The 18,036-nt window shown below is 70.9% G+C and carries 14 protein-coding genes; 6 read left to right on the top strand and 8 right to left on the bottom strand.

Features of this window, described 5'->3' with window-relative positions; genetic code table 11:
* Positions 1-679 precede the first annotated feature (679 nt).
* Entirely contained in the window at positions 680-868 is a 189-nt protein-coding gene (locus OG413_RS27215; RefSeq protein WP_266809626.1) for a hypothetical protein, read from the bottom strand.
* A gap of 58 nt (positions 869-926) precedes the next feature.
* Here OG413_RS27215 and OG413_RS27210 point away from each other — a divergent pair, with 58 nt between their 5' ends.
* From OG413_RS27210 to OG413_RS27200, 3 genes are all read left to right on the top strand, one after another.
* A complete protein-coding gene (locus tag OG413_RS27210; protein ID WP_266810392.1) occupies positions 927-1,208 on the top strand; it encodes a hypothetical protein in 282 nt (93 codons plus the stop codon).
* A gap of 1,021 nt (positions 1,209-2,229) precedes the next feature.
* Positions 2,230-4,836 carry an SdrD B-like domain-containing protein gene (locus tag OG413_RS27205; protein WP_266809624.1) on the top strand — a complete coding sequence of 869 codons (2,607 nt, stop codon included), beginning with the start codon at positions 2,230-2,232 and terminating at the stop codon, positions 4,834-4,836.
* Between the two features lie 120 nt (positions 4,837-4,956).
* Positions 4,957-5,796, top strand: coding sequence for a hypothetical protein (locus OG413_RS27200; RefSeq protein WP_266809623.1), 840 nt, complete (start codon positions 4,957-4,959; stop codon positions 5,794-5,796).
* Positions 5,797-5,823: 27 nt separating this feature from the next.
* On the opposite strand, the gene OG413_RS27195 is transcribed toward OG413_RS27200, so the two are convergent.
* Complete coding sequence (locus OG413_RS27195; RefSeq protein ID WP_266809621.1) at positions 5,824-7,014, bottom strand: nitrous oxide reductase family maturation protein NosD; 1,191 nt, start codon at positions 7,012-7,014, stop codon at positions 5,824-5,826.
* 207 nt (positions 7,015-7,221) lie between these two features.
* On the opposite strand from OG413_RS27195, the gene OG413_RS27190 reads away from it, so the two are divergent.
* Positions 7,222-8,427 (top strand): Dyp-type peroxidase, encoded by a 1,206-nt coding sequence (locus OG413_RS27190; RefSeq protein WP_266809619.1) that lies wholly within the window; start codon positions 7,222-7,224, stop codon positions 8,425-8,427.
* 366 nt (positions 8,428-8,793) lie between these two features.
* On the opposite strand, the gene OG413_RS27185 is transcribed toward OG413_RS27190, so the two are convergent.
* Positions 8,794-9,066 (bottom strand): DUF5133 domain-containing protein, encoded by a 273-nt coding sequence (locus OG413_RS27185; RefSeq protein WP_266809617.1) that lies wholly within the window; start codon positions 9,064-9,066, stop codon positions 8,794-8,796.
* Positions 9,067-9,591: 525 nt separating this feature from the next.
* On the opposite strand from OG413_RS27185, the gene OG413_RS27180 reads away from it, so the two are divergent.
* Positions 9,592-10,290 (top strand): HAD family phosphatase, encoded by a 699-nt coding sequence (locus OG413_RS27180; protein ID WP_266809615.1) that lies wholly within the window; start codon positions 9,592-9,594, stop codon positions 10,288-10,290.
* A gap of 36 nt (positions 10,291-10,326) precedes the next feature.
* On the opposite strand, the gene OG413_RS27175 is transcribed toward OG413_RS27180, so the two are convergent.
* A complete protein-coding gene (locus OG413_RS27175; protein ID WP_266809613.1) occupies positions 10,327-12,081 on the bottom strand; it encodes a dihydroxyacetone kinase subunit DhaK in 1,755 nt (584 codons plus the stop codon).
* A gap of 810 nt (positions 12,082-12,891) precedes the next feature.
* Here OG413_RS27175 and OG413_RS27170 point away from each other — a divergent pair.
* Positions 12,892-14,286 carry an MFS transporter gene (locus OG413_RS27170; RefSeq protein ID WP_266809611.1) on the top strand — a complete coding sequence of 465 codons (1,395 nt, stop codon included), beginning with the start codon at positions 12,892-12,894 and terminating at the stop codon, positions 14,284-14,286.
* Between the two features lie 27 nt (positions 14,287-14,313).
* Here OG413_RS27170 and OG413_RS27165 read toward each other — a convergent pair whose 3' ends face one another.
* From OG413_RS27165 to OG413_RS27150, 4 genes are all read right to left on the bottom strand, one after another.
* On the bottom strand, positions 14,314-14,793 hold the full coding sequence (locus OG413_RS27165) for an NUDIX domain-containing protein (protein WP_266809609.1): 480 nt from the start codon (positions 14,791-14,793) through the stop codon (positions 14,314-14,316).
* A 51-nt stretch (positions 14,794-14,844) separates the two neighbouring features.
* The gene (gene lnt, locus OG413_RS27160; protein ID WP_266809607.1) at positions 14,845-16,449 is read right to left on the bottom strand and encodes an apolipoprotein N-acyltransferase; all 1,605 of its coding nucleotides are present in this window, start codon (positions 16,447-16,449) and stop codon (positions 14,845-14,847) included.
* 131 nt (positions 16,450-16,580) lie between these two features.
* On the bottom strand, positions 16,581-17,144 hold the full coding sequence (locus OG413_RS27155) for a hypothetical protein (RefSeq protein WP_266809605.1): 564 nt from the start codon (positions 17,142-17,144) through the stop codon (positions 16,581-16,583).
* A 70-nt stretch (positions 17,145-17,214) separates the two neighbouring features.
* The gene (locus OG413_RS27150) at positions 17,215-18,000 is read right to left on the bottom strand and encodes a glutamate racemase (RefSeq protein ID WP_266809603.1); all 786 of its coding nucleotides are present in this window, start codon (positions 17,998-18,000) and stop codon (positions 17,215-17,217) included.
* Positions 18,001-18,036: the final 36 nt, after the last annotated feature.

The following is an 18,036-nucleotide window of genomic DNA, read 5'->3' as shown; positions in this document are numbered from 1 at the left end:
CACCACTTACATGGCGACACTCCGGTCAAAACTTCAACATCTACACACTTGCCTATGCACCCATCAATGGATTCCCCGTCGATCCGTCTCGGTTCGGCGACTTGATCACACTCTATATCGGCTGTGATAAAACGTAAAGCTTTGGCATGGACTGCAGGTCACAAGCCTGTGTGACCTGCAGCTATTCGACTTGTCAAGAGTGCTGCGCGGCCTGCGGCACGCCATCGTGCGTGCGTCGCCCCGGCGCACCGGGGCGACTCGCGGCGGCCGCGCGGACCCTCGGGTCGGCGCATCCGACAGCTCAGCCGCCAAGGGCACCCGTCGCGGAAGCGAAGTGTGGGTGTCGGAGGTGAACCCCCCTCCGGACGCGGCCTGGCGAGTCGTCGCCGCCGGCCTCGTCGGCACCACCGTCGAGTGGTACGTCAACTCGTCCGACCAGAGCTAGGACCTGCACCTTCCCCTGGTTCCGGCCGCCGAGATCGGCACATATCCAGCGGCACCCCTTGCCGGCTCTGCCTGTTGCAGTGAGCAAGCGTTGCTCGGCTCACCTCCGCGCGAGCGGAGGTGAGCCTTGCCGAGCCCGGTGGTCGTTGGGTGTCCAGGCTGGTGGCCATCAGAAACCCAGGGGTGTGGCCAGTGGTGTTCCTGAGGGTGGGGATCAGTTCAAGGGGCCACTCCCTTACCGGCGGCGGGTGGCCGCGCCGCCGCCGGCGACCCCCTCGGTGATCAGAAGCCGCAGAACCTCGGCGGGGTCCCGGCGTTGGGCTCGGGCGGTGGCCAGGACGTCCGGGGCCGCTTCGCGTACATAGGGCAGGCGCATGAGCTTGTCGGGCTCCTCGGGCAGAGCCGGGGCCTGGGGAAACGTCACGGTTTCACATTCCTTCGTCGGTGCGGGTCGGCGCCGACAGGCTCGACGGGTGATCGACATGCAGGTGCGTGGTGACAGCGGCGACGTCATAGCCCGGGCCGAGGGCGGGTTGCGGTGGACCTCCGCTTTCGGTGATCTGAATCTGGGGCTGTTCCCCATGCTCTGGGGCCCGATTCCCTATGGGGATGCGGTCTTCAATCATCGGCAGGTGCCGCTGCTCCTGGCGGAACTCGACCGGCTCCCGGCCGCTTGCGGCGGTGACTGGGTCGAGCAGGCCCGCACGTTGTGCCAGGTAGTCGAGCAGGGGCCACACCGATATCTGTGGTTTGTCGGCGACTGAGCGCGGGGGCTGTGCGTCAACTTCCGTGAGGTCGTTGCCTACTGACCCAGGGCCGGCCGGCCGACGGTTCCGTTCTGGACGATCCCACCGGCGGGCTTGCTGTCCGCGATGTGTCCCAGGATCGAGAGCAGGTCGTGGTCGGCGATGCGCCCGGCTGTGGCCGCCGGACCGAGAGCCTGGTCGGCTTTGTCGTTTCCCAGGACGGCGGCCGACTCGACCGCGCGGGCCGTCTTGGCGCGGATGCGGGTGGCACCGGCAGGTCCGGCTTTCTTGAGCCGACGCCCGACCCCGGGCCGATGCCCACGAACCCGATCTCCGCCTCCGAACGGGGCCGCAGCCAGCGGTTCGCTGTGGTTCGCGGGTGGGCGCGGAGACGGCAACTGACCCTGGAACGTGGGCCTGTAAAGGAGCCGCATCACCGACGGACGAGGAATCTCACGCGCCGTCAGCGCCGGGTAGCGCGTTCGACGACGACATCCAGAGAGCCGATGCGGCTGTCCGCCGTGCCGTCGACGGCCTGCTCGACAGCGAGCTGAGGCCCGTACCCAGGCACTCGGGGAAACACCCACCGAGCGCCATGCCCCTCCCAGGCCGACACCGTCCGGACGACCACCTTCGAGACCGGTGACGTGACGTCAACTACCTCTAGCGAAAGGGCTCACAGAATCGCCCTCCGCCCGTGACATGCGCAAAGACCGCTACGCGGGGGATCCGCGGAGAACGACTTCGCCATTCCGCCACGATCTTATGTAAAGCCCCTCTAAGATCTCCGGCGAGGCGGTTCTGCGCATCTCTGTGTACTCCGTCACGAGCAGGACGAAAAGGCCCCTTCCAACATTGAGAGCAGGGGATGACATTCACACATGACGCCGCCAAGAGAGCCACGCCCGATCCGCGTCGGCCGCGGTCGGGCGTGCTCGGCCGCCGTACCCTCGGCTGCCTGGGCGTGCTCGCATTGGGAATCGGTAGTGGCTCGTTAGCCATGGCGCCTGCGGCGTACTCGCAGGCAGAGGAAGGATCGGTGACGGTCCGGGTGATCCGGGCCGTGGACGACAGCGGTGTATGGACGCCTGCGCTGGAGCCGGGTATCGCCGGCGTCAGGGTGACCCTCACCGACGACGCCGGAGTGGGCGTCGAGGGGGTCACGGCGGCCGACGGCACCGTGTCCCTGACGCCCACAGGAGACGGCGCCACCAACGGCAAGTACCGGGTTCAGGTGGTGAACCCGAAACCGGGTGTGCTGTTCCCGGCCTTCGCCTCCCGTCAAGGACTGGACGGTGCACCCAACCAGCTGAGCAGCAACGAGGAGTTCGTCGACCTCTCCGGCGACAAAGACGTCGCGTACACCACCGGGTTGTGGAGCCCTGGCGACTACTGCCAGAAGAACGCGCCCTTGGTGACCACCTGCCAGCCGGCCACGCGCGAGGGCGGGACACAGCGCACGCTGGTCTCCTTCCCGTACTCCGCGCGCGGCCAGGACGGCGTCGACGTCAACGTCACGAACATCGCCACCAACGCCGAGACGGGCACGCTCTACGGCATGGCGTGGAACAAGGCCGACAAGCGGGTGTTCTCCTCGGCGGTGGCCAAGCGCACCACGGACTATGGTCCGGGCGGCGCCGGGGGGATCTACGTGACCGACCTGGCGGGGAAGAAGACCACCCTGTTTACGGTCGTCCCGGACGCGGGGACGACGGCACACGCCTCGGGCACCGACGACGCCTTCCTCGCCGTGCCCGGCAGGGAGAGCCTGGGCGGCATCAAGATCACCGATGACGGCCAGGACCTGTTCGTCGTCAACCTCAACAACCGCAAGCTCTACCGGTACGACGCCACCGCGGCGACCACGGCGGCGCCCGAGGCCGTCGCGGCCATCCCGGATCCGGGCTGTCCCGCAGCGGTGGACTGGCGTCCGTTCGGCCTCGGCCTGCACGACGGCGTCGGTTATGTCGGCGGGGTGTGTTCCGGCGAGTCCACCGGAAAGGCCTCGGACCTGCGCGCTGTGGTCCTCCCCTTCGACCTGGCCACCGGAGCGTTCCAGGAACCGGTCCTGGACCAGCCGCTGGACTACCCGCGCCAGTCCACGATCGGCGGGCCGCCATGCGACGGGGCGGGCTGGTTCCCCTGGACCGACACGTTCCCGACCTCCCAGAACGGCCAGGCGTGCGCGACCTATATCGCCCAGCCCGAGCCGGAGTTGGGTGAGATCGATTTCGAATCCGACGGTTCCATGCTGCTGGCGTTCCGTGACCGCTTCGGCGACCGTTCCCCGGCGGGGCCCACGCCCGGCTCGGTCGGCACCGTTCTGTCCGGCGGCGACCTGAACAAGGCATGCCTGGTGGACGGCGCGTACGTGATGGACACCAACAACGGCTGTGGGCTCTCCCCCCGGGGTACCCGCTTCTTCGACACCAGCCGGATGGGTTCCCATCACAACGCCTCCTTCGCGGGGATGGCGTTCTCCAAGGTGGAGGACACCATCGCCACCTCGGGCTTCGACCCCAACAGCACCGCCTTCGGGTACGGCACCACCTTCAACAAGCGCGACGGCAGGCAGGACCCGCAGTCCGGTCTGCGTCTCAACCCGGCCGGGGTCGCGGCCCCGTTCGGCAAGGGCGCCTCGATGGGCGACCTGGAGGTGCTCTGCGACCAGGCCCCGCTCCAGATCGGCAACCGGGTCTGGTACGACCCCGAGCGCACGGGCATCCAGAAGCCGGGCCAGCGCCCGGTCGTGGGCGCGACCGTCAACCTGTACGACGAGACGGGCAAGCTCGTGGGGACGACGGTGACGTCGGCGCGCGGCGAGTACTACTTCGACGACTCCAATGTCACCGGAGGCCTCCAGCCGAAGACCAAGTACACCATCCGGCTCGACAAACCGGCCGACTACGCCCAGGGCGGTCCACTCCATCAGTGGGTGCCCACGGAAGCGGACGTCGGCGACAACCGCTTCATCGACTCCAAGGGCATCGTCCCATCCGGCGGGAAGTTCCCTGAGCGGGCGCTGACCACCGGGGGGCCGGGAGAGAACGACCACACGTACGACTTCGGCTTCCGGCAGCAGGAAGGCGCGCTGAGCCTGGTCAAACACGACCAGGACGGCAAACCCCTGGCCCGGGCCACGTTCCAGCTGTGGAAGGAGACGAACGGCTCCGACGCCTTGCAGACCTCCGGCGCGAAACCGGATACGAAGGTCAGCGAGCCCTGCGTGACCGGGACCGACGGCAAATGCGGCGGAACCGGCCTGCCGGGCACGTACTACTGGCAGGAGGTCAGCCCGCCGGACGGCTACGCCGTGCCGCGGGACCCCGTGTTCGGACCGCTGGTGCTCACCGCCGAGAAGCTCGACGACGGGGTCTCGGTGACAGCGGTCAACCACCGGTTGCCCGGTCCCGATCCGAAGCCCACACCGACGCCAAAGCCCACCACGCCGACACCGGGCACACCCGGCGCACCCGGGGCACCTGGTGCACCTGGTGCCCCGGGCCACCCGTCCGGTTCGGGCGGCCTGGCGGCCACCGGCGTGAGCCTGGCGGTTCCGCTGGCAGCCGGCTGCGCCGCGCTCACCGTCCTCGGCACGGTGCTGGTGGTGACGATGCGCCGCAGGCGAAGGGCACAGCGCCTCTAGCCCCCGGAACGGGGCGACCGGCACCGGGGTGACTCTCCGGGCCGGCTCGGGCGGGTTCGCGGACCAGATGTCCGCGAACCCGCCCTCTTGTGCGACCGACCGAAGAGAGAAGGCGAGTACATGGCGCGAAAGAGGAAGACCGGCGGCAGTACACCGCGTCGGACCCTCTGGTTCAGAACGCTGATCGCGGTCACGGTGTGCGGCGTCGCCGTGGGCGGCCTGGCGGTCTGGCGGGCCTTCTCCGCCGACACCGTCACCGACCGGCCGGTGACGACGGAGGAGGCGTCCAGGCTGGCGCTGTCGCGGCTGAGTCTCTACCAGGCCAGTCCCGTGGCGGTGAAGCTCACCGCCACCGAGGGCGGCGACGTGGTGGTGCGGGTCCAGGGGGTCGTGGACTACCGGAACCACCGGGCTGTGGGGAGCTACCAGGTCACCGGCGCCTCAGGAACCTCACAGCCCACGGGAGCCTCAGGGCCCGCCGCCGGGCAGCTCGACCACGGGCTGATCGTCTGGGACACCGGCGGTCTCGGGCTGGCTCCCGCGCCCAAGGACGACGACAGCCCGTTCTGGCAGCAGGCCGAGCGCATCCCGCGCTCCGGCTGGTCCGCGCGCTCCTACACGACCGACCCCCTGGACGCCGGGCTCCAGTTACTGATCGGGCTGGGCGCGGACCGCCCCGACAACCCGCTGCTGCTCGCACAGTCCGGAGCGCGCTGGCTGGCGCGCGAACGCGTCGACGGCCGTGACTACGACCGGTTCGCCGGGCCGCGCGCCCAGGGCGCCACGCCTGTCACGGGGCCCGACGGCGGACGGTCGCCGTTGACGTACTGGGTGGACGGCGACGGCGGACTGCGACGCGTGACGATGCGGATGCCGGGTCTGGGGATCCCCGCCACCCTGGAGTTCTTCGGACGCGACGGCCGCGCGAAGCTCCCCGAGGCACCGTGGGCCACCCGCTGACCGCTCACCGGCCGCTGGGACGCGGGCTCAGCGAGCGCGCGGCACCGCGTCCACGTTCTTCGGGAGCGGGTAGGCGGCCGGGTCCACGGCGCCGGGCAAACCGGTCGCCGGGCGGCCCGGGGCCGCCGGGTCCGGCATGGACGGCTGGGCGGACGGGGCCGGCACCTGGCTGAACGGGACGCCGGGCGGCGCCTGTACCGGAGTCGTCCGGCCGCCCGGCGGTGCCTCCCGGCGGCGTGTGCCACAGCCCGCGAGACCCTCCAGGCCGTCCGGGCTCTGGGTGGCGGGCCGGTTGCCCGCGAAGCAGTTGCCGGGGTCCGCCGAGGCCAGTACGAGGTCGGTGCCGTTGCCGGTGGCACGGTTGCCCTCGACGCGGTTGCCGCTCGCCGGATGTCCCGGCGGATCGGTCACCACCACCCCGGCCGCCCGGTTGCCCCGGACCAGATTGCGCTGGACACGGTTCCCGGTGCCACCACCGATACCGATGCCGATGCCGAACCCCCCGTCCGCCTGCTCGGGCGTGTCGGCCGCGTTGTTGTCGAGGACCGCGTTCCCCGCGATCACCGCGCCGCGTTGCGGGGCGAGGGCCTCCAGGTCATTGGAGTTGACCGTGATGCCGACCCGGTTGCGGACGACGCGGTTGCCCAGCACGAACAGGCGGTCCGAGGCGTTGGTCAGTTCGACGCCGACGGCGTTGCGCTCCACGGTGTTGCCCCGGACGACGGTGTCGCAGGGCTTGCACTGGCCGACGTAGATACCGGAGTCGGCGTGCCCGGAGGCGTACGAGTCCTCGATCACGCCCTCACGCGCGTCGAAGGCGTAGATGCCGTACAGGCCGTTGTTGTACGCCGTTACCCGCGTCGCGCGAAAGCCCCGGACGGCGGGGAAACGCTCGGTGTCCAGCGGGTCGTAGGCGGAGCCTCCGGCCCCACGCTGTTGCAGCCGCTCGTCGGTGACGCCGGTGAACAGCACGCCGTTGGCGAGATAGCCGTGCACGGTGAGGTTCTCGACCACCGAGCCGGCACCGGTCACGGTGATGCCGTTGGCCAGCCGCACACCACCGTCGAAGACCACCTTGTTGCGGTCCGTTCCGCGCAGCACCACGCGGGGCTTGGTCACGCGCACGCTCTCCCGGTACACGCCCGGGCCGATCAGCACCGTCTCACCCTCGCGAGCGGCGTCCACGGCCTTCTGCACAGTGGGGTAGTCCTGCGGCACGCGCAGCACACTCCCCGCCGGATGCCGTGCATCGGAGGACGTCGACTCCGGACCGGAGCAGCCAGTGGCCACCAATGCGGCTGAGGCGATCAGCGCAGACAGCCGCAGCATCGCCCGAGACGCCGTCAACCGACCGACCGGACGCGCCAACAGGCCTTGCGCAGACAGGATTTGCATGGATGTTGTTCTATCGTCTCCAATAGGCGCATGCCCACCGAACAGGGAAAAGAACAGGATTCATCCCGCCCTGCGGCAGCTCGTGTGGGGCGGCGCCGGGCGCTGCTGGCCGGCGGAGCGGTGCTCGCGGCCGGGATCGGCGCGGCGGCCGGCGAACTGGCGGCGGATGACCGTGCGGACGGCCGGGCCACCGCCGACGCCCCGCCGGCCGCGATCCCCTTCCACGGTGTCCGGCAGGCGGGCGTCATGGCGCCCCAGCAACCGGCCACGCATCTGCTCTCCTTCGACCTCCCGCGGACCTCCGCCGCCGCCGACCGGAAGACCCTGCGCGGCGTCCTCGGTGCGCTGACCGGCACACTCGCCACCGTCACATCCGACGCCCCGCCGGACCCCCGGCTCCAGGGCGGTACCACGACCCGGCTCACCTCGCTGGTCGGCATCGGCCCCTCGCTCGCCGCCCGCCTCGGTCTTGGCGTCCCCGCTTCTCTCACCGAGTTGCCGTCCTTCCCCGGCGACCGCCTCGACCCGCGTCGCAGCGACGGCGATCTCCTGGTCCAGCTGTGCGCTGCCGACCGCTGGACCCTCACCGTCGTCGCCGAGCTCGTCGGCGCCGCCGCGCACGCGGCCGGTGCCGTACCGCGCTGGACCCAGTCCGGCTTCATGCCCCACACGGCTCCGGGCACCACCCCCCGAAACCTGTTCGGTTCCAGGGACGGCACCGCCAACCCGGATCGGACGGCGGCCGAGCAGTGGGTCTGGAATCCCTCCGGAGCCCACCGGAACGGCACCGTGCTCGTCTACCGCAGGATTCACATGGACGTCGCCGGCTTCGCGACCCTTCCCGAGGCGCACCGCGACCGGGCGATAGGCCGCCGCGCACGTGACGGCGCCCCGCTCAGCGGCACCGCCGAGCACGACGAGCCGGACATCTACGCCAAGAACCCGGACGGTTCCTACGTCATCCCCGCCACCGCCCACGTGCGTCTGGCCAGCCCACGCTTCGACCGCGGCGCCCGTATGCTCCGCCGGAGCTACAGCTACGACGACGGTCCCACCGACCGCGGCCTTCTCTTCTGCGCCTTCATGCGCGATCCGGCCCAGTTCACCCGTGTCCAGAACCGCCTGGCCGCCCGCGACGCGCTGAACCCCTTCCTCCAGCACCGGGCCTCGGCCGTGGCCTACGTCCTGCCCGGTGCCGCGAGCGCCGGAACCCTCGGCGAACAGCTCTGGACCTGAAGTCGGCGGCGCCACACCATGCCGCTTCGCGTAGTTGACGACACGTCGCCATTCCGCGACCTCGTCGTCATGTGGGCCGACGAAGCGAACACGCCTTTCGGCAACCGAGTGCTCAACCAGTTCCCGCGCCGTCGCCCGCCGGGTGCGGGCGACGGGACGCTCGCTGGAACCCCGCGTGCGGGGTTCCAGCGATACATGCCCGGTCGGTGTACTGAATCCGGTACCGGCTCGGCACGCCCTCTGCTCAGGTGCCTCGCGGACGTCGAGAATTCCGACCCCCGGCATACCGGGGGTCGGCCGTTCGGATTTCCGGCCGTTTCCGGCGCGGCCGCGGCCGCGTGGACAGGGCGGTAGGAAACGGGGTGGTCACCGGTCTGTGGTCGCGGCGGTATCTTGCAGCGGGTCCGGGCGGGGCGGGATGTCTTCCGAGCGGGATGAGTCGGGGTGCGCCAGCAAGCTGCGAGCGGCGGCCAGAGCGTTCGGCTCGTCGCGGGTACCGGTCAGGACGCAGAGGGTGTAGACGATGCCCTCGATCCCGGGGTTGATCGAGGATCCCGGGCAGGGTGCGTCGAGACTCTGGAGCCTGTCGTAGCGGTGGACCAGCTCACGCACGACTTTGGGGTCGGCTTTCAGTGCCATGGGCCCTCCTCGGGTCCGGTCGCGTCCGGGCGTCTCTCCGATGGTGCAGTGTCGGCCCGGACCTCGCCACCGTAGACGGACATCGCTCAGGGAAAGGCGGTGCGCCGACCGGGTGACCGGTTGCGCAATCGCGTGGTTGCCCCGGACTCCTGCTGCTCCGCGAAAGATGGAGGTGGGATTGCGTCGGGGTTTAGGAACATGCAGAGGGTGAACGTTCTTACCAGGGCACATGATTGCTAAATTTTGCCCGAGGCTGCTCTTGTTCGGTACATACCCTTCCTTTTCGTGCCCGTTTTCGCGATGTAAATTAAATTCCATGAGTGGAATTCTTTATTTTCTTCTCATTTCACTTCCGATCAGCCCCTTCCTTTCTCTCGTTTTCGCGAATATCTTTCCTTTCACAATTTCGTGCAGCAGCGGCGGAAATTCTCCTGCCCGCAGGCAATCCGTAGACCGGGGCGTTCTGAGCCACCCGTCTCATTGTTCGGGTTCACCGGGTGCACGAATTCGCGAAAGAGGTCGGAAGTGCTGGAACCCAGAGGAAAAACCTGGTCCCCCAGAGCGGTCGTGTTCGACTGCGACGGAACCCTGATGGACAGCGAGAAGCACTGGGTGGACGCCCGCAAGCAGGTCCTCAATGAATACGGAGTTGTCCCGGACAAGAAGTTCTGGGAACTGTCGCAGGGAATCCACTACACCGAATGCGGGAGGCTCATGGCGCAGGTGGCCGGGCGGAAAGAATTGGCGTCGCAGATGACGGATCAACTGCTGGGCGCGTTCCGGATGCTGGCTTCCGCCGAGCCGGTGACGTGCCTCGGCGCGTCGGCGGTGGTGGAGGCCGCGGCCGGAAAGCTGCCGCTCGCGGTGGCCAGCAACTGCCCCGGGGACGTGGTGGAGGCCTGCCTGAGTTCGGCGGGGCTCCTCGGCCACTTCCGCCACGTGGTGGTCCCCGTCGGCCGGATGCGGCCCAAGCCCCATCCCGACGTGTACACCCGCGCGGCGGACCTGCTGGGCGTGGAACCCGCCCAGTGCCTGGCCATCGAGGACTCGCTGTGCGGGATCCGGTCCGCGGTGCACGCGGGGATGCCTGTCATCGGTGTCGGCGCGGGTCCCTCCCCTGAGTGCGCCGCGCTCGCCGACGCCTGGGTCGAGTCCCTGGAGGACGAGGTCCTGGCCGCCTGGATCGCGAGCTGGGGAGACCCGGACCGGGCGCCCACGGGCTGAGGCACCCGTATTCCCGCACCCGGGGCACCGGAAGGCTCACCCCGGTGCGGGAGTTCGCGATCCCCCGAGGTCTTCGGCGCTGGTGACCCGGGCGGGGTCCGGCAGATCGGCGGCCGGGCCCGGTTCGTGGACACGCGCCAGCGCGATGAGGACGAGGGCGACCGCGACCGCGCCGGGATCGGGCTGCCCGGTGCCGTGGGCGCCGGTGTAACTGGCCCTGCCACGGCGGGCGGGAAGCGCCGCGCTGGCGAGGGCGCCGTCGACGGCGGCCCGCGCCGCACCGGTCACCGGCTGGTGGTGGCCGCCCGGTGACGCGGCCGTGAGGGATATCGCCGCGGGGGCGAGGGCGTCGAGCAGCGTGCGGTCACCGGGCACGGCGCCGCCAATGGCGCTGATGCGGGTGAGTGCCTGCTGGAGGGCGGCGGCGAGATGCGGGACGTCGGGCGGGGTGCGGTCGGCAACAGGCTCCAGAGCGGTGAACAGGAGGCCGAACAGAGGGCCGCTGGAGCCGCCGACACGGTCACGGAACGTTTCGGCGAGCGCGGCTGTGCCCGCGAGCCGGTTTTCGCGGGCACACTGCGCGGCAGCGGTGACGCCGCCGCAGAAGTTGTCGCCGAAATCGCCGTCCCCCGCCGCCTGGTCGAGGGTGGTGAGGTCTGCGTGCGCCGCCAGACATATCCGGTGCAGTTCCTCCAGGAAGGCGCCTCCGGCTCGGGGCCCGACAGCGGGCGAGGCATGGAGGGGAGCCCGGCCGAACCCCTCCGGGGGCTTGAGGAACACGCCGCCGGAGTTCGCCGGGCCGGGGAGGCGCAACGGTGTGTCCGCGGGTGCCGTCCACAGCTCCAGCCATCCCGGGGCCAGACGGGTGAGGGTGATGCTGAACCCCGCCATGTCCAGCGCGGTGGCGTAGACGCCCGTAGCCAGGGAGCGTACCGGTACCCCGCGTGCGGTCAGGTTCAGGTGGACCAGCGCGCTGACCGCCCTCAGTTCCAGCTCCCCCGTCCCTCCCAGCCCTGATATCACGGCGATGACCCCGTCCCCGGCCCGCGGGAGATCGGCCAGCAGCTCGTCGAGCATGCGGCCGACGGTGTCTTCGACCGGACGGGAGCCGGTGACGGTGCGGGCAGCCCGTTCGCCGTGGATCCCGACGCCGTAGTCCAGAGCGCCCGGCGGCAGAGGGAACGCGGGCACCCTGAGCGCCGGGGACGTGTGGGCGCGGGCGCAGACGGCGAGGCTCCGCGTGGCGGCCACCACCTGGGCACCCAGCCCGGCCAGATCCCCCAGGCCGGCGCCCCGGTCGGCCATCGCCCCCAGCATCTTCTCCACGACCAGCACGCCCCCCGTCCCGCGCCGCCCCGCCGCCGTGCACGCCGTGGCGAGATCGTCGTCGACCACTACCTCGTCCACCTCGATCCCGGTGGCCCGGACCCGCTCGGCCGCGAGAGCGAAGTTGATCCGGTCCCCGGTGTAGTTCTTCACGATCAGCAGAACACCGCCACGCGAGCCGAGCGCGGCGGCGGCCCGGGCTCCCGCTTCCACCTGGGCGCCTGTTGGAGACGTGAACACCGGGCCCGGCACCACGGCGTCCACGCCACCGCGCCCCAACAGTCCGCCGTCGAGCGGCTCGTGTCCGGCGCCGCCCCCGGCCACCAGCGCCACCCTCCGTCCCGGGGCGGGCCTGGTCGCCAGCATGTACAGCGGGTCCGGACACACCCCGATCCCCGGATGGGACAGCGCCAGCCCCTGGCATCCCATCAGGACCGCCTCGCGATCAGGAAGGAAGAAGCTCATCTGGACCTCCAGGGGCGAGCGCCTCACAGGAACGGTCCCCACGGGCCGCGCCCGGCACCCAGTACCGGGCCCGCAGAACCATCCGCCCAGGGGGACATCGCGCGGACCCCCATTGTCGCCTCCGGCAGGCCGGCCGCAACGCGAACGGGTCTCGCGGAAGAACCCCGCTCGCCACGCACCGTCCGTGTGACAGTCCGCGCGGACCCCAGGAGGAGCCGCTGGGGAGAGCCCTCGGCCGGTCCGCCGCGCCAGACCTCTCGACCTGCGCACCCGGGTGATTCAGCGCGTGCTGGGCCCCGACGCCCTCACCACCCTCACCCGCATCGAGAAGGAGCTGGGGAAGCAGCCTCGAATCGCAACCGCACCGGTCTGCGCGACGTGGACGACCACCAACATGCGCGCCCCTCGCCACCTCCCGCGTGCCGCCTTCGAAGAAGCGCCGCTCGCCGCTCGGCATCCGGCACATACGGTGAGTCGCAGCCGGCACGACCAGTGGCAGGCCAGGCGATGTCGGCCGCCTCGGCCAACTCGGCCGCCGGCCCGCTCCCACCGCCGCCTTCACCGCCACGTTCACCGAGGCCATGCCCGAACAGCCCGACCGGGCCACCGTGCCCGAATATCGCAACTCGGACAACCCGCTCCGCAGCCTCGACGAGGCGGGCACTAGGGCCCCCGCACCGCCTCCATAGTGGGCACACGCACCTCGGCGACCGGAACTATGGTGCCCCACCACATACGCCCCTGAACTGCCCGTTCCTACGGTGTGGCGACACGAAAACGTCCCCACCAACCGTCCGGAAATGGTGCCCCATGGCCGCCCCCGCAACCTCTCCCCCAACACCCGGCTCCCTCAAGCGAGTCGTCGCAGCCAGCCTCGTCGGCACCACCGTCGAGTGGTACGACTTCTTCCTGTACGGCTCGGCTGCCGCGCTGGTCTTCAACAAGCTGTTCTTCCCCGAATCCGACCCGCTCGTCGGCACCCTCCTCTCCTTCCTCACCTATGCCGTCGGCTTCGCCGCGCGGCCCGTCGGGGCCCTGGTGTTCGGGCACTACGGCGACCGCCTCGGGCGCAAGAAGCTGCTGGTGCTCAGTCTGCTGATGATGGGCGGGGCGACGTTCGCCATCGGGCTGCTGCCGACCCATGCCACTGTCGGATCGGCCGCCCCCGTACTGCTCACCGTCCTGCGGCTGGTGCAGGGATTCGCCCTCGGCGGTGAGTGGGGCGGGGCCGTGTTGCTGGTGTCCGAGCACGGGGATGCGAAGCGGCGCGGATTCTGGGCGTCGTGGCCGCAGACCGGGGCTCCGGCCGGGCAGTTGCTCGCCACCGGGGTGCTGTCCGCGCTCACCGCGCTGATGTCGGACTCCGCGTTCCTGGCCTGGGGGTGGCGCATCCCGTTCCTGCTCTCGGGTGTACTCGTGATTCTCGGCCTGTGGATTCGTCTCTCTGTCGATGAATCCCCCGTCTTCAAGGCCGCGTTGGCCCAAGCCGCTCAGCGCAAGGCGGAGTCCGCCGCGGCGGAGAAGATGCCGCTGATCGCCGTGTTGCGCCATCACTGGCGGGACGTACTGATCGCCATGGGTGCCCGGATGGCGGAGAACATCAGCTACTACGTCATCACCGCGTTCATCCTCGTGTACGCGACGACCGCCGTCGACCTCAGCAAACAGACGGCCCTCAACGCCGTACTCATCGCCTCCGCGGTGCACTTCGCCGTGATTCCGCTGTGGGGCGCCCTGTCGGACCGCATCGGGCGCAAGCCGGTCTATCTGGTCGGGGCGATCGGAGTCGGGCTGTGGATGTTCCCCTTCTTCGCCCTGATCGACACCCGGAGTTTCGGGAGTCTACTGCTCGCCGTCACCGTGGGGCTGATCTTCCACGGCGCCATGTACGCACCGCAGGCGGCGTTCTTCGCCGAGATGTTCGCGACCCGGATGCGGTACTCGGGTGCGTCGATCGGGGCCCAGTTCTCGTCGGTCGCCGCAGGGGCGCCGGCGCCGCTGATCGCCACCGCGCTGCTCGCCGACTTCGGCACTTCGACGCCGATCGCGCTGTACGTCATCGCCGCGGCACTGCTCACCGTGGTGGCGCTCCTCTGCGCGAAGGAGACCCGGCACCGGGACCTCGCCGACATCGACGCCGAAGCGGAGGAAGGGCGGGAGCCGGTCACCCGGGCGGAGCTGCCCGCCGACGCCCGTCCGGTCTGAGTCCTCGGGCGGCGGCGGACGGCCGGCTCAGGCGAGGGGAGTGGGCTGGAACCAGGTCGGTCCGTCGGTGAGGGCCTGCTTGATACGGAAGAGATTGAACTCGGCGAGCGGCGGGAGCGCGTCGACGTCGAACCAGCCCACCTCCAGCGACTCCTCGTCATTGACCCGTGCCTCGCCGCCCGTCGCCCGGCAGCGGAAGGTGATGTCGAGGAACTGGCACCGGTCACCGTTGCCGTACTGCACCGGCTTCAGCGCCTTGGTGAGCACCACCCGCTCGGCCACGCAGTGCACGGCCGTCTCCTCCAGCACCTCGCGTTCGGCCGTCTCCGCGGGCTCCTCCCCCGGCTCGCAGATACCGGCGATGAGCGCCCACTTGCCCGTATCGGCGCGCCGCCCCAGCAGCACTCTGCCGTCGTCGTCGAAGACCACCGCGCTGACCCCTGGCAGCAGGAGCAGCTGGTGGCCCGCGGTGGCGCGGATGTCACGGATGAAGTCGGGAGTAGCCATGCGGCGAGCCTAAAGGGTGTCCTGTACTCCTCGGTGGATCAGCTCCCGGCCCTACGCCTCGCCGCGTCGAACCTGCCGGGCGCGCACCGCGCGGACCGTCACCCAGCCGAGCCCGGCCACGGCGAGCAGCGCGATGACACCCTCCGGCAGCGGTCCCATCCGGGTCGCGGGCGTCAGTGAGGACCGCAGCGGCACCTCGTCGACGAGAGCGTCGGGCGTGAACATCTTGGTCTTCCGCACGATCGTGCCGTCCGGCCTGATCACCGCGCTGACCCCGCTGGTGACCGGTACGACGACGGAGCGCCCGTGCTCGACGGCCCGTACCTGGGACATCGCCAGCTGCTGGTAGGTCATCTCGCTGCGTCCGAAGGTCGCGTTGTTGCTCGGTACGGCGATCAGCTGCCCGCCGTGCTTCACGGTGTCGCGTACGGCGTCGTCGAACGCGGCCTCGTAACAGGTGACCAGGCCGACCTTGGTACCGGCCAGGTCGAAGACCCCGACCTTCTCGCCCGGCCCGAAGTCCCGGCGTACGCGGTCGACGTCCTTGCTGAAGATCCGGACGAAGGACCGCATCGGCATGTATTCGCCGAACGGCTGGATGTGCCGCTTGTCGTACGTGGCGACGGGGCCCTTGTCCGGGTCCCACTCGATGAGGGTGTTGCGGAGGTTGCCCGAGTCGGGCTCGACCACGGCGCCGACGACCGTGGGGACGCCGATCGCCTTCACGGCGTCATCGATCACGATGCGGGCGTCGGCGTTGCGGTACGGGTCGAGGTCGGAGGAGTTCTCCGGCCACAGCACGAAGTCGGGCTGCGGCACCTTGCCCGCCTTGACCTCCCGGGCCAGCTGTTCCGTGCGCTTGGCGTGGTTGTCCAGGACCGCGCGGCGCTGGGAGTTGAAGTCGAGGCCGAGGCGCGGCACGTTGCCCTGGATCGCGGCGACCGTCGCCGTCCCGTCCTCCGCGGAGTCGTCGACCAGCGGCAGAGCGGCGAATGCCGCCGCGACGGGAACCAGTACGGTCGCCGCCGCGGCGACGACCGCGGCACGCGGCACCCTGCCGGTGGTGCGGCGGGAACGGAACCGGCGCAGCGCCTCGAAGAGTCCGAAGCCGCACAGCACCACCGCGAAGGACAGCAGCGGCGTCCCGCCCAGCGCGGCGAGCGGCAGGAACACGCTGTCCGCCTGGCCGAAGGCGATCTTGCCCCAGGGGAAGCCGCCGAACGGCACTCGGGCCCGGACCGCTTCGTCCAGGGTCCAGACCGCGGCCGCCCAGACGGGCCAGTACGCGAGCCGGGACACCGCGGCGATCCCCACGCAGCCCACCGCGATGAACAGCGCTTCGGCGGCGGCGAGTGCCAGCCACGGCACCGGGCCGACCTCCTCGCCCGTCCAGTGCAGCAGCGGGAGCATGAAGCCGAGCCCGGCGAGGAGACCGAGGCCCAGGGCCGCGCGCAGCCTGCGGCCGTACAGGACCCAGCCGAGCAGCGCGAAACCGGGCAGAACCAGCCACCACAGCGGCCGGGGCGGGAAACTCGCGTAGAGCAGCACACCGGAGAGTGCGGCAGCGAACGGCCGGACGAGCCCCGGCGGCAGCCTGCGGCCGAGGGGCGTGGCGGCGGGCGAGGAGTCGTCGACGGTGGTCAAGGTGGCGCTCACCCGGCGGATTCTACGGTGGGCCGCTGTGCGCGTCCGACGCGGCCGGGGCCGAGCACCGCGGCACCGGTGGCCGGGGCGGGGCATCGGCACCGGTGGCCGGGGCGGGGCATCGGCACCGGTGGCCGAGCCGGTCAGGCTCCGGCGGCCGAGCCCGGGGCCGGAAGGTGCAGACGATCCCGGATGAACCGTACGGCCGCTTCCGCGTCGTCCACCGTGACGGTGAAGGTCCGGCCGTCGCCGAGTCTGAGCACCAGGCCCTCCCCCTTGCGCACCACCACGGCGGAGCCCTGCTCGGGGCGCCAGCGATAGCCCCAGCCGCCCCACTGTCGCGGATTGACCGTGGGCGCGAACTCCGCGCCGACCACATGGGTGAGCAGGATGCGGCGGCGCGGCAGACCCGCGTGGCCGCAGCGCACCTCCAGGGCGTCCCCGTCGACCTTGACGGCCACATGGACGAAGGCGAGCGTCCCGAACAGCATGAGCAGCCCGGCGGCCACGCAGCCGATCACGGACATCAGCAGCGGGACGATGCCGGAAGTCCACGCGGAGTCGACGGCGAGCTGGACGCCCAGCGCCATGCATCCCGCGCCCACGGCCGCGAGCAGCCACTGCACACGATTGGTCGCCCGGCCGGTCCACACCGTGGACGGCGCCTCTGTCGAGCCGTGCCTCGCACTGTCGGGGTGGTGCGTCATGCCAGCAGCGTACTCACGTTCCGCGTCGCCGGGAGGGGGCGAGCGGCGCCGTTCCCTCGGGTCCGGGCGGTCAGTGCGCGGGGCTGACCGCTTTCAGGAGCAGACCCTCCGCATAGGCCATTGCGGGTTCCGGCAGGGCCGCGGCCCTGCCGCTGAGGATGACGGCGAGCGTCCCGGCCGGTTCGGCCGACGGAGCCGGTACGACGCCGATCCGGCGCAGCGCCTGGGCGGCGACGGCACCCGCGGAACCGTGCAGGGCGAGCGGCGGGCGGCCGGGGCGCTGCACGGCGGCGCGGATGCGTTCGGCCACCAGCTCGTAGTGGGTACAGCCCAGGACGACGGCCCGCACGTCGGGCGGGGTGAGGGCGGCGGCAGCGGCTACGGCGCGGTCGATCGCGGCTTCGTCGGCGTTCTGCACGGCGTCGGCGAGGCCGGGGCACGGGACCTCGGTGACCTGCGCGGAGCCGGCGAACTCCTGGATCAGTGCGCGCTGGTACGGGCTGCCGGTGGTGGCCGGGGTGGCCCAGATGGCGACGGGCCCGCCGCCCGCGGCGGCGGGCTTGATGGCGGGGACGGTGCCGATGACCGGCAGCGTGGGTTCCAGCTCGGCGCGGAGTGTCGGCAGAGCGTGGACGGAGGCGGTGTTGCAGGCGACGATCAGCGCGTCCGGCCGGTGGGCGGCGGCGGCGCGGGCCACGGCCAGCGCGTGCGCCGTGATGTCCTGCGGCGTCCGGGGTCCCCAAGGCATGCCGTCGGGGTCGGAGGAGAGCACCAGGTCGACGTCGGGCCGCAGGCGGCGTACGGCGGCAGCCGTCGGGAGCAGGCCGATTCCGGAGTCCATAAGTGCGATCTTCACCCGGTCACCATAGTCGACAGCCCTTGCGCCCCGGCC

The sequence above is a fragment of the Streptomyces sp. NBC_01433 genome, assembly GCF_026340105.1.
GTDB lineage: Bacteria > Actinomycetota > Actinomycetes > Streptomycetales > Streptomycetaceae > Streptomyces.
The sequence above is the reverse complement of the archived record's forward strand: the minus strand, read 5'-3'. Positions and strand labels throughout refer to the sequence as shown.